12 protein-coding genes are annotated in these 13,010 nt (G+C 41.6%); 9 read left to right on the top strand and 3 right to left on the bottom strand.

What is annotated here, in order from left to right; translation table 11 throughout:
- Positions 1-184: 184 nt before the first annotated feature.
- From LBQ60_13845 to LBQ60_13825, 5 genes are all read left to right on the top strand, one after another.
- Positions 185-697, top strand: coding sequence for a hypothetical protein (locus LBQ60_13845; GenBank protein MDR2039001.1), 513 nt, complete (start codon positions 185-187; stop codon positions 695-697).
- 223 nt (positions 698-920) lie between these two features.
- Positions 921-3,278, top strand: coding sequence for a carboxypeptidase-like regulatory domain-containing protein (locus LBQ60_13840; GenBank protein ID MDR2039000.1), 2,358 nt, complete (start codon positions 921-923; stop codon positions 3,276-3,278).
- A gap of 26 nt (positions 3,279-3,304) precedes the next feature.
- Positions 3,305-4,324: a histidine kinase gene (locus tag LBQ60_13835; GenBank protein ID MDR2038999.1), complete on the top strand. Its 1,020-nt coding sequence runs from the start codon at positions 3,305-3,307 to the stop codon at positions 4,322-4,324.
- Positions 4,318-5,352: a histidine kinase gene (locus tag LBQ60_13830; GenBank protein ID MDR2038998.1), complete on the top strand. Its 1,035-nt coding sequence runs from the start codon at positions 4,318-4,320 to the stop codon at positions 5,350-5,352. The genes LBQ60_13835 and LBQ60_13830 overlap by 7 nt, the downstream gene beginning before the upstream one ends.
- 62 nt (positions 5,353-5,414) lie before the next feature.
- Positions 5,415-6,119: a LytTR family DNA-binding domain-containing protein gene (locus LBQ60_13825; protein ID MDR2038997.1), complete on the top strand. Its 705-nt coding sequence runs from the start codon at positions 5,415-5,417 to the stop codon at positions 6,117-6,119.
- A gap of 60 nt (positions 6,120-6,179) precedes the next feature.
- On the opposite strand, the gene LBQ60_13820 is transcribed toward LBQ60_13825, so the two are convergent.
- The gene (locus LBQ60_13820) at positions 6,180-6,809 is read right to left on the bottom strand and encodes a nitroreductase (protein MDR2038996.1); all 630 of its coding nucleotides are present in this window, start codon (positions 6,807-6,809) and stop codon (positions 6,180-6,182) included.
- A 577-nt stretch (positions 6,810-7,386) separates the two neighbouring features.
- Here LBQ60_13820 and LBQ60_13815 point away from each other — a divergent pair.
- Positions 7,387-8,016 carry a chloramphenicol acetyltransferase gene (locus tag LBQ60_13815; GenBank protein MDR2038995.1) on the top strand — a complete coding sequence of 210 codons (630 nt, stop codon included), beginning with the start codon at positions 7,387-7,389 and terminating at the stop codon, positions 8,014-8,016.
- A gap of 62 nt (positions 8,017-8,078) precedes the next feature.
- Here the strand turns inward: LBQ60_13815 and LBQ60_13810 are convergent, their stop codons facing one another.
- Positions 8,079-9,032, bottom strand: coding sequence for a hypothetical protein (locus tag LBQ60_13810; protein MDR2038994.1), 954 nt, complete (start codon positions 9,030-9,032; stop codon positions 8,079-8,081).
- 210 nt (positions 9,033-9,242) lie between these two features.
- Here LBQ60_13810 and LBQ60_13805 point away from each other — a divergent pair, with 210 nt between their 5' ends.
- Positions 9,243-10,424: an iron-containing alcohol dehydrogenase gene (locus LBQ60_13805; GenBank protein ID MDR2038993.1), complete on the top strand. Its 1,182-nt coding sequence runs from the start codon at positions 9,243-9,245 to the stop codon at positions 10,422-10,424.
- A 3-nt stretch (positions 10,425-10,427) separates the two neighbouring features.
- Here LBQ60_13805 and LBQ60_13800 read toward each other — a convergent pair whose 3' ends face one another.
- The gene (locus LBQ60_13800; GenBank protein MDR2038992.1) at positions 10,428-10,637 is read right to left on the bottom strand and encodes a hypothetical protein; all 210 of its coding nucleotides are present in this window, start codon (positions 10,635-10,637) and stop codon (positions 10,428-10,430) included.
- 240 nt (positions 10,638-10,877) lie between these two features.
- Here LBQ60_13800 and LBQ60_13795 point away from each other — a divergent pair, with 240 nt between their 5' ends.
- A complete protein-coding gene (locus LBQ60_13795; GenBank protein ID MDR2038991.1) occupies positions 10,878-12,116 on the top strand; it encodes a DUF418 domain-containing protein in 1,239 nt (412 codons plus the stop codon).
- Positions 12,117-12,349: 233 nt separating this feature from the next.
- Positions 12,350-13,010: DUF3737 family protein (locus LBQ60_13790; GenBank protein MDR2038990.1), on the top strand; the 661-nt coding region annotated here is incomplete at its 3' end.

Raw genomic sequence — 13,010 nt, 5'->3', positions numbered from 1 at the left:
CATCACTGTTCACCCAACGTGATGAACCGAGTTTACGAGTTCGACGAAGTCAATAAAATATGGATATTATCGATAAATTAAATTATTCATATGGAATCGATGAGCTAAAGGTTCCATGTAACCATTGAAAATCAACTTAGCGCTAGCGTTCTCATGGAGCGGAAGCGTAATAAATTTTATTCACATGAAACACTTCACCATTATATTGATCACCTTACTTTCCTTAACCGTCATTTGGGGAGTATCTGCATGTAATCCCGACGAAGAACCCGGACAGGAACTACCGGTACCGGATCCCAATCCTGACCCGGCACCTGATCCGGTGCCCGATCCACCGGCAGGCAACAGGATACAAATGACCATTGGATCAGCCCGATTTACTACTACCCTGCAGGAAAACGCAGCTGCTTCGACATTCAAAACCATGTTGCCGATAACAGTCAGTATGACTGAAATGGGCGGTTATGAAAAATACCATTATCTGCCGCAAAGCTTGACCGGTAATGCAACCAATGTCGGTACCACCTATGAAGGTGATCTGATGATATGGTCCTCAAGCTGCCTTGTCCTTTTTTATACCACCCGCACCACCTCTTACAGTTATATCAGGCTGGGACGTATCGATAACACTTCCGGACTTAGGCAAGCAGTCGGCACCGGCAATATAACCGTCACTTTTGAAATGCTCAATGAATAATCCGGACAGCGTAATGTTTACTTTCGTAAGTAATGATCAATAAACGATTCAAAGATCAACGAAACTGCAAGTCTATTGTTTCAGATAAAACAGATATAAAAATATAACCGGTATACAAAACAAGCGGTTCTGTCGAATAATTACCCCGATCTGTCTATAAACCGGAAAACGGGCTCATGCATCCCCTACTTTTGTCTGCACACAATCATTAAAAACAAAAAGAATGAAACAGACAATAGTAAAAACCGCTTTGATAGCCATGGCTTATTGTATCATTATACCACAGATACTGTTTGCCCAGAATAAAGAACAATTGAATCAGCGCATCCGGGGTATTGTAACGGACAGAGCTTCGGGAGAACCGTTGTATGCTGTTGCTGTAGTGTTGGACGATAGCCGGACAGGCAGCACAACAGATGAAAAAGGAATGTTCGTCCTGGATAATGTTCCGATAGGAAGGCATACCGTGTATGCAAGCTATATAGGATATGAAACAGCCATTATTAAAGAAGTTTTAGTCGGTTCTGCAAAGGAGGTGTATCTTGAAATTTCATTAACGGAAAAACCCATGGAACTGGGTGAAGTCGTCGTAACATCTAAAATCAACAAGGCAGGGTCACTGAATGAAATGGCAATGCTCGGAGCGCAAATGTTCAGTGTTGAAGAAGCCAGCCGTTTTGCGGGAGGGATGGACGATCCGTCGCGTCTGGTCAGTGCTTATGCAGGTGTGGCAACGCCAAGCGCTTCGAACAACTCGATCTCGGTACACGGCAACTCTCCGAGCCTTTTGCAATGGCGGCTGGAAGGTATTGAAATTTCCAATCCGAACCATTTTGCCGATGTTGAAGCTTTGGGCGGCGGTTTCCTATCGGGATTGAGCAGTAACGTACTGGGAAACTCCGATTTCTTTATAGGAGCATTCCCGGCCGAGTACAACAATGCCGTTTCCGGTGTATTCGACATGAAATTACGCAATGGTAACAATCAGAAATACCAACATACTTTTCAACTGGGTGTATTAGGAATCGATTTTGCCTCAGAAGGACCCATCAGTAAAAAACATAACTCATCTTATATCATCAACTATCGCTACTCCACCACATCGCTCGTAGAGCAGATAAAAGGGAAAGAAAGCATGGGAGGAACGCTCGGTTATCAGGACCTGAACTTTAAATTCAATTTCCCTACCCAAAAAGCAGGGGTATTCTCGCTGTGGGGAACAGGATTAATAGACAAAGTCGACCCGATACTGGACGACCCGGAGGACTGGAAATATCTGGATGACGGGATTTTGGGCGGAGCAAAACAAAAGTCAGCAGCAACAGGCCTATCGCACAAATATTTATTCGGGAACCGTAAAACGTCATTGAACAGCACTTTGGCTGCTACCCACCTGGATAGCCATATTTTTGAAGACGTTGCCGACCTTGAAGAGAACAGGAGCCCAAGGACGGACATGATTGCCAACACCACCCATCTTGTTTTCACTTCTTCGGTAAACCACAAGTTCGGTTCACGCCATACCAACAAAACAGGGATTACATTAACGAATATCAGCTATAATATGAATCTGGATTTCACTCCTATTTTCGGAAACCCTCTTGAAAATTTCACCGACTCGGATGGGGGAACCAATCTTATTTCGGCTTACTCAAGTTCAAAAATAAATATAGGAAAGAGCTTTATTCTCACCACAGGATTGACGGCACAACACCTTGCCCTGAACGGAAAGACAAGTATCGAGCCCAGGATCGGTCTTAAGTGGCAGACAATGCCTAAAACTTCTTTTGCTGTGGGATATGGCTTGCATAGCCGCATGGAGAAAGCCGATGTATATTTTGTAAAAGATGAAAACGGAAACCAGCCCAACCGGGATCTGGATTTTACAAAGAGCCACCATATAATGTTTTCGTACAATTATCGTATTTCAGAAGACATGAATCTGAAAATCGAGCCGTATTATCAATATCTGTATGATGTTCCCGTAACGGAAAACGGTTCTTATTCTATACTCAACCGCGATGTTTTCTATGTAACCGAAATACTCGTAAGTAAGGGTAAAGGACAAAATTATGGAGTAGACCTGACATGGGAAAAATACCTCACAAAGGGAATCTATTATATGATAACCGCCACAGTATTCGACTCTAAATACCGTGGAGGAGATGGAAACTGGTACAACACAAGGTATAACCGGAAGTTTATCGTAAACGGATTAATAGGAAAAGAGTGGATCATGAAACGCGACATACTCAGTGTAAACCTCAAAGCCAGCCTGTTGGGAGGACAACGGTATACCCCTGTTGATGAGGCGGCAACAATGGCTCATCCCGACAAGGAAGTGCAGTACGATGAAACCCGGATGTATACAAAACAGTTTTCACCCATGTTTGTCGGCGACTTTTCAATAAGCTACAAGATGAATAGAAAACGTGTCGCACATGAATTTGCCGTTAAAAGTGTGAATGCCACTAATCAGAAAGAATATATCGAACACAGGTACAATATAAAGACACAACAGATCGAGGCTTACAAGTATGCAACCTCGATGTTCAATATCAGTTATAAAATCGAGTTTTAGGCAGAAATATGTAATTTTGGAAGCACATGATTGCACGTGAACATAAGAATATATTATTTGACTTTCTGACTCTGCCTAAGTATAGATTATGGAGGCACATGCTTTTTATCGCAGCCTTTATACCCATTACCTTATCCCAGTCATTCTTTATATTCGACAGTGATCCTGAAATCCCGTTAAGTACCATATACTGGTTTGGCGCACTTCTTTCCGTGATCATCATTGCATTCCTTTATTTCAATATTTATTATTTAGCCCGGCGTTTCATTACAAAAGGTGCATATGTTAGCTATATCCTGGTTCTGGTAATTGCCACTTTGGGTTTTATTCTCATCAAATATGCCGGAGAATACCGTATCTTTTCAAAAGCTGGAATCATGAAAGATTTTAATGGCGTAACGGTATTGGATATTTTTTCAAACTTAACGTTGTATTCCATTTGTATCGCAAGCAGTTCCCTCAGCATATTATTTAAACAGTGGGTAGCCGACAGTACCGAAATAGAAAATCTGAAGAATCAGCATCTGAAAAACAGCATTGATGAAATAAAAAACCGGATCAACCCGCAATTTCTTTATGCTATCCTGGACTGTGCTTCCGAAAAAGTAAAATCCGATCCTGAACAAACGTCGGATATGCTTTTTAAGTTAAGCGAATTATTGAGGTACCAACTGTATGATTGTAGACGGAATAAGGTACTGTTGGAGTCTGAAATAGAACATATCCGCAATTATTTATTACTCGAACAGCAAAAGTGCGGCAACAGGTTTACCTTCTCCATTTCTATTAACGGGAAGACGAATATATTCATCCCGCCCTCCATGTTTATGCCTTTCATTGAAGAAATTATCAGGCAGCATCCTGCTGAGTTGCTGATCTATTTTGAGGTGGCGCATCAATCTATCAGGTTTACATGTACCGTACCGGAAACAGATTTGTCCGTATGTGATTTTCAGAAAACAAGACAACGGTTGGAATTACTTTACGGTAGCAGGGCCTTTCTTAATAAAGGAAACGGATCAATAGAATTACAGCTAATATGTTGAACAAAATAAACCATATCATTCCCGGTTTGTTCTTACATCCTGAATACCGGATATTAAGGCATCTTATCATACAGTTGTCTGTGTTACTGATTACCGTAAATATCATGTGGGATGAACCTGTCCGTATCTTACCCGGCAGATTCGGAAGCTGGCTTCTGTATTTTTTTCAGATCAATCTGATCATCTATATCAACATGTACCTGCTCGTTCCCCGATTGCTTCTGAAAGGACGGACCTGGCTATATCTTCTGATAGCAGTAATACTTATTTTCACGATTATGTTTTCTATTGCCCTATATCAAAGTATGGATGAAAATCAGGATGACGCACTTATCAGGACTCCTTTGCTTTTGGGGATCGTTTCCGGATTTTCCGCTTTCGCTCTCTTTATAGGTGGATTAACAACACTTCAGCTATTCAAATACCGGATAGAAAACAGGCACAGGATCGACGAACTGCAAAGTGCAACCATGGAGATAGAATTGGCCAATTTACAAAATCAAATCAATCCCCATTTCCTGTTCAATATGCTCAACAATGCAAATATCATGGCAGGGGAAGACGCCGGAAAATCGTCCTATATGCTTTCCAAATTAAATGATTTATTGCGTTACCAGGTCGAAGAAGGTTCAAAAGAAACGGTAAAACTGAAAGATGATATAACATTTATCGGGGATTATCTCGAATTGGAGAAAATGCGCCGTGACCGTTTCAATTATACCATACATTCGGAAGGAAATGCAGAGATTGATGTCCCCCCACTGTTGTTTATCCCGTTTGTTGAAAATGCAGTGAAGCATAATCCGGAAAGTGACTCGTACGTAGCAATTATTTTCCGGATGAAGGATCAACACTTATACTTTGAATGCAAAAATCCTAAGGCCAGATTAACCTATGCGAAAAAAGAAGGAGGAATAGGCTTGATAAATATAAAAAAACGCCTGGATTTGTTATTCGGGAAAAGTTACAGTCTTCACCTTCAGGATGAAAAGGAATCTTACAAGGTAACGATGGAATTTAAAATATGAGACGGGTATAACAAAATGGAACATGTTCTTTTCAAATATCTATTTAAAACAATTTTTATCACATGAATTGTATCATAGTAGACGACGAGCCTATTGCCCGCAGAGGGATAGAGAAGCTGGTAAATCAATTCCCTTCATTGGAAATATCCGGAAGTTTCGAAAATGCCGAAGTGGCTGCAGGATTTATCCAGGACAACACGGTTGATTTAATTTTCCTGGATATTCAGATGCCCGGCATCAACGGGATAGAATTTGCCAAAAGCATATCTAAGGCAACTTTGGTCATTTTTACCACCGCATTTGCCGAATTTGCGCTCGACAGTTATGAGGTCGACGCCGTTGATTACCTTGTTAAACCGATCAAACCCGAACGATTTAAAAAGGCTGTCGAAAAAGCCATCAGCTATCATACCATGTTGCTTTCCGAAGAAAAAAATACACATATCGGTCTGGTGGAAAACGAGTATATTTTTATCAAATCCGAGCGTAGGTTTTTCAAAGTTAACTTTAAAGACATCCTGTTTATAGAGGGACTTAAGGATTATGTGATTATCCAGACAGGAAGCCAACGATTAATTACCCATATGAATTTAAAAGCCATTTACGAATTACTGCCTCAAAATAAATTTTTAAGGGCAAACCGCTCTTATATTATCAACAAAGATTGTGTAGACTCTTTCAGCAATAATGATGTTTTCATCGGTAATTATGAGATCGGGATCAGCAATTTTTACCGGGATGCATTTTTTGAACGATTGATGACGTAAAAACACATCCTTCTATGTCATTCCAATAAATAAGGAAATAGCCGCTGATAGCGTAATACTTTAATCAATATACCTTACGTTTGTTCTTTTTCTCGGTTTTGCTGCAGGTGCTTCATCCGGTATTCCGAATGCAATACAATACAGCAAACGGTGTGTATCGGGAAAATCCAGTTTTTTGAGATATTCCGCTGCATCGGGATCACCGGTGATAAAACGTGCAGGGCCGCCCAGACAACAGGACCCGATTCCCACAGACCAGGCCGAAAGGATCATATTTTCACCGAACAATCCGCAATCCACCTGTGATAAATCATACGTAGTATCATACGCGATAAATGCGACGACCGGCGCACCATAGAACAGATTCCTGCCGTTACCGCCCCCCTGAGAATTTTTCCGGTGGTATACCGCACTGAGTCCGTTGAGAAATTCCTGATTGTCGACGATACGGACTTCCCATGATTGCCAGCCTTGTCCATTAGGAGCGTGAATACCCGACTCCAGAATGGCTTCCATCTGATCGCGGCTGATCGGTACCGGTTTATATTTACGTATGCTACGGCGTGACATGATATTTTCCGTCACGGGATTGGATGTTTCCCCTGCCGGGTTTTTGCTTTGCGGTTCTGTACCACATGAAGTGCACAACACAATTACGCTTCCCAGTAAAATGGCTCTGATATGCTTCATAACAGTTTATATTTGAATATGATTGAATTGAATATTTCCGGTCATATACATCATACAGGTAATGACACCTGATTTATGGGTATCATGCATTCAAAACCTGATGGAATGATATATTGTGCAAATGTAAGTAGTTTCTACATCTTTTTATCTGAATAATCACATATTTCTTACAGTATAATTTCACCCGCAGCAATTCCATCTGTTAGAGAGACATTCAGGCCTTCTTGTGATAATATTCCCTCCATTTCTCAGCCATATTATTCGCCCCCTTTAGGGACGTCATACAAGTATCTTCCTGCCACGTGTTTACTCCCGATGGTCGTGAGCTGCAGTTTACCTGTGGTTATTTACATTAGCCCGCTTTGCGGACCTTAGTAAACACATATTTAACTCTTGATTCGCATAAATCATAAATTTTACGCAGATAAATATTTCCGGCTCGTTATTCTTCATTAATTTAGCGGGAGAATTGTATAAGTAATGCCAATAAATTAATGTCGCATTTGATGAGCATAATCAATTCGATCAATGCAACTTAAGAAAGTAATAAATAGCACTGAGTGCTTAAATCGAAAATATGGAGAACGGTTATACTGAAATAGATGAAAATAAATGGCGGCGGACAGAGCACTGCCGGATATTCAGGGATTATGTCGACCCATGCTATTGTATTACCACAGAACTGGATATAACAATTTTTCACAAAAGAAACAGAGAGCAGGGACACTCCTTTACCCTGGCTTTAATTTATGCCGTTTCGGCCTGTGCAAATAAAATTGAAGAATTCCGGTATCGTTTTGTAGATGGTAAGATCGTCCTGTTTGATAGGATAAATACGGCCCTCACCCACATGAAGGATGAAACGGAATTGTTCCAGGTAGTGAATATCACCATGCAGGATGATCTGGATAAATACCTGTCTGTGGCTGCCGAAAAGATCCAAAATCAAAAAGTATACTTTACCGGACCATTAGGCAATGACATTTTCATGTTTTCCCCGCTTCCCTGGATATCGTACACCCATATTTCACATACAAATTCCGGTAAAAAGGATAACGCTACGCCTTTATTTGATTGGGGTAAATTCTTTGAGAGAGACGGAAAAATTATCTTACCGTTCTCGGTACAGGTACATCATTCGTTTGTTGATGGAATACATGTGGGTAAATTGATCAGTTCATTACAAAATTACCTGAATGATTATTAATGTAATCGGGTGGATCCATCGTTTAAACAGGATGATCCCCGAAAGGTAGACCTATATTCCTGTCAGATTATTTCCGGAGTTATTTTTCCGGTTTCTACTTCATATACTCCTGAAATTTTACCTTTTGCAACCTGTTTATCGTCTTTTTCCGATCTGATAAAATAATTCACCCAAAAAGACGCTGTGAAATCGGTCATGGAGATACCATTATAATTAAAATGACAAACGATCTTATATTCATCCGGAGGGTATTTCCGTTCCAACACAGAGGTACACTTTTCCAAAACGACGTCTCTGAAAGGCGAACCGTGAGTATACCCGAACCAGGCATGTGTATCAGGCGAACCATCAAATGAGGCAATGTATTTATATTTAGATGCCTTGCCGTACAATACCTCATGTTCATATTCGGTCAGTTTCGAAAACTCCTTTCCTGATGAACCATACTCCTCTGCAAAGATTTTTTTCATCAGGGTGCTGTCAACGAAAACAGCTTCGACACCCAACGTGTTCATTCCGGTTTGTAACCTGAAATCCCGGCATTTTTTTGCAATAGAATCCAGATCGGCTATATTTCGCCTGTCGATGTGATGCATCAGGTAAACAAAAGCCCTCCAGTTGGTGGTATGTTCCTCGTCCATAACTTTTAAAAACAGGGTATAGTTTTTCCCGACAGCAGCCAGCGAAGCGCTCAGCATACCGGCATATTCATATTTGCCATAACGGACATAATACAGCTCGTGCAGATTTTTCTCAAAAGCCTGTCGTTTGTTGTGCCAGACCGCCGAAAAATCCGGCTTCTCCGCATTTACATCTTTGCTGAAAAATACGACAAACCTGGGAATATCCTTTTGTTTACCAGTTTTCCGGAAGATGCTGTAATACCCCATCATATGCAACCCCAGTTCCCTGTATTTACTGTCTAATTCGTGCTGAATACCTTCCCGGATACGTTCATTGATCCCGCAGGACAAAAAAAGAGAACAAAAAAGAACGATCCCAATCCGTATGTTCATATCTCATCATCTTAAGCCGGTAAAGTTAGTTTCCTTTAGGAAATAACAAAAAGGAAAATATTCGCCCCCGGAAAGGGAACAAATACGTAGCAACACATGAGCCGGAAAACAAAAAATATTGAGCCTGACGGCAAAAACACCACCATTCATTCACCTTACCTTTGTCGTGTTCAAAATAAGAACAGTTATCATCCAATAAAAAATAAACAAATGGAAACCAATAAAAATTTTGCATTTTTCAATCCCACACGCCTGTTCTTCGGCGCCGGCGAATTGAACTATCTCAGTGTCCGTAAGATGCCCGGTAAAAAAGCATTGCTGGTGATCTCAAACGGAAAATCGACCAAAGCCAACGGTTACCTGTCGCGTGTAGAAAAACAATTGAACCTGGCTGGTATTGATTATAGAATATTTGACAGGATCGAAGCCAATCCGCTAAAAACGACCGTTATGGAAGGAGCTGCTACAGCCAGGGAAAACGGATGTGATTTCATTGTGGCGCTCGGTGGCGGCAGCGTGATGGATGCCTCCAAGGCCATTGCCCTGATGGCCACTAATGAGGGTGACCTATGGGATTATGTAACATCAGGTACAGGAAAAGGAAAGGAATATACCGAAAAACCCCTTCCTATCATCGCCATCACCACCACGGCCGGAACCGGTTCGGAGGCAGATCGCTGGGGAGTCATATCCAATGCAACAACCAATGAGAAAATAGGAATAGGCACCGAAGACACCTTTCCGGTACTTTCCATCGTCGATCCCGAACTGATGTTGAGCGTACCCCGGCAATTCACCGCCTATCAGGGATTTGATGCGTTGTTCCACAGCGTGGAAGCCTATATCACCAAATACACAAACCTGATGAGTGATATGCTGGCTATTACTGCGATTGAGAATGTGGGCCGCAACCTGACAAAAGCCTATCAGGACGGCAACGACATCGAAGCCCGCACATTGGTTGCCTTCGGGAATACCCTCTCTGGCTATGCTATGGAAACAGGCGTCACATCAAGCCAGCACTCCATGGAGCATGCTATGTCGGCCTTCCATCAGGAATTGCCGCACGGCGCTGGACTCATCATGCTAAGCAAGGCTTATTTCACTTTCTTTATTGAAAAGCATGTAGCCGACGACCGGTTTATACGCATGGCACAGGCGATGGGTATGGAAGATGCCAAAGAGCCGATGGATTTCATTACTGCCCTGGTAAAATTACAGGAAGCATGCGGTGTAGCCGGCCTGAAAATGTCCGACTATGGCATTACACCCGGTGAATTCGAAACATTGGCAATCAATGCAAAGGAAACTATGGGTGGACTTTTCGCTGCCGACCGTTACGATATGAGCGTTGAGGATTGTATCTCCATCTACAAAGCAGCTTATCGATAACGATCATTCAACAAAGTGATGATCCAAAAAAGCAGGCATCATTCCGGGTTCACTCAGCCGCCGCTGCAAAGATGTAACCGACATGAAAATATCCGGCTCACTGGCCGGAGTGCGTACCTGTTTTTTTCGTCCATAAAAACCAAAATCCAAACCTATTATTCTGTAACCGGCACCATATTTTTGTGATATTTTATTTGTACTTTTGGCAGTCATAATGTGAAGGTCCTGTATCAAATGAATCAACGAATAAAATGCTTGTATCGTTTCAGATGAGATATCTAATATCCGTTTTTACAATCCTGTTTCCGGGATCGATGCCATCCAGCAAGAACAACCGCAAATTATTATCTCACAGTAATTTATCCAACACACAATAGATCAACCCTGTTGAAAAACAGGTTCAGGTAATTAATATACAGGTTACTTCCGAACAGTTATAAACGAACAAATCATATGTCAAATAACATCCATCCGGTAAAAACCAAAGAAAGGCATATTATCCTCGATGCTTTGCGCGGATTGGCATTATTCGGAATCTGCCTTGCCAATTACCCCGAGTTTTCGCTATATACTTTTCAAACAAGCGAAACCGTAAGCGCTTTGCCGACTGCTGGTATCGACACTGTGGTGAAGTATCTTCAATATATTTTCATCGATGGTAAGTTTTACACACTCTTTTCTTTATTGTTCGGTATCGGTTTTTCCATTATCCTGTCTAATGCCGCACGGAATAACCGGAACGGAATGAAAATATTTTACCGCAGGATGTGTATCCTGTTTCTTATCGGCCTGTTCCACCTGTTGTTTCTCTGGGCAGGCGATATTCTTATCCTCTATGCTTTTGTGGGGTTCTTCCTTCCGCTTTTCAGAAATATATCCAATAAGAAGCTGTTGATCTCTTCGGTGATACTTTTACTTTTCCCGATAGCGATGGATGCCTGTATCGTTCTTTTCGGATGGAACCTTTCTGCACCTGTCATCAGGGCAACCGGGTATTTCCACGGACAGGTGGGTATTACCGGAGATAATTTCCCTGTATGGCTTGTGGAGAGCCAAAGTTACCTCGATGTGCTCCGGTTCAATCTCGCCGGATCATTCATCCGTATGCAGGAGTTTATCGATGGTAATCGTGTTTTCAAGGTACTGGGATTATTTTTACTTGGCCTATATATCGGCAGAAACAGGTTATATACCAACTTTAAGAGTAATCATACATTACTAAAAAAAACAATGATTTACGGCTTCTGTATTGGTTTTCCTACATCCGTACTATATGCATGGAGCGCAATGAACAGTCATCCTATAGGGTTGATCATGTATTCCGCCATATACGCCGTAAGCGTGGTCCCGTTAAGCCTTGCCTATATCACAGCTATCTGCCTGTGGTATGATAAGCATAAAGAACTGGCTATCTTCCGGATATTTGCGGCGCCGGGAAGAATGGCACTGACCAATTATATCATGCAGTCGGTTATCGGAATGATCATTTTCTATGGCATAGGCTTCGGACTGGGTGCTAAAACAGGGCTTATCTATGTCGAGCTCATTGCAGCTGCCGTATTCGGTTTACAGGTAGCATACAGTTATCTATGGCTCAATCATTACCAATATGGCCCCCTGGAATGGATCTGGCGCATGCTTACATACGGGAAATGGCTGAAACTGAAAACAGACAGGCAAAATACAGAATGAACCCGGCAACAAAAACCTTTGAGCCGAAAAGTCAATTGTCCTATCGGCCATGTGATCTTTTTTAAACGTTTTTTCTATAATACAGTCGAATTGAATGATTAAGTATTCATAAAATGGTCCGGTAAAAGAATTACCGGTAACTTTCAACGGAATACAGGCCAGGTTTAAGGCGTTCCATTGTGTAATACTCAATAAAATATAAAATAGCAATTAATAATATAAATAATCATAAAATGAAAAATGTAATCAGTAATACATTCTTTGAGGGCGAAAGACCATTATTCGCAACCAACAATATACGTCTTGAAAACGTAAAATTCTACCCCGGAGAATCGGCTTTGAAAGAATGCTCGGATGTGGAAGCTTATAATTGTGAATTCATGGGTAAGTATCCTTTCTGGCACAACACCAATACCTTGATCGAAGACTGCCTCTTTACCGTATACGGTCGTGCGGCTATCTGGTATTCCAGAAACATCCGCATGATCAATACCCGTGTGGAAGCACCCAAAATGTTCCGTGAGATCGATGATTTATATCTGGAAAACGTCAAATTTACCTGTGCGGGAGAAACTATGTGGAATTGCCGGGATATGAAACTCCGAAATGTAGACGCACGTGGTGGCGATTATATTTTTATGAACGGTGTGAATATCGACATCGACGGCTTCTATCTGCAGGGTAACTACTCTTTCCAGGATGCAAAAAATGTAGTGATACGCAATGCACATCTCGACTCCAAAGATGCTTTCTGGAAAACGGAGAACGTTACCGTTTACGACTCTGTGCTGAACGGTGAGTATCTGGGATGGCACTCAAAAAACCTGAAGCTGGTAAACTGTAAGATCTCCGGTACGCAACCCTTATGTTATTGTACCAACCTTATTATGGAAA

Source organism: Bacteroidales bacterium, assembly GCA_031275285.1.
GTDB lineage: Bacteria > Bacteroidota > Bacteroidia > Bacteroidales > UBA4181 > JAIRLS01.
Note: the sequence above shows the minus strand (reverse complement) of the source record. Positions and strands in the feature narration are given on the sequence as shown.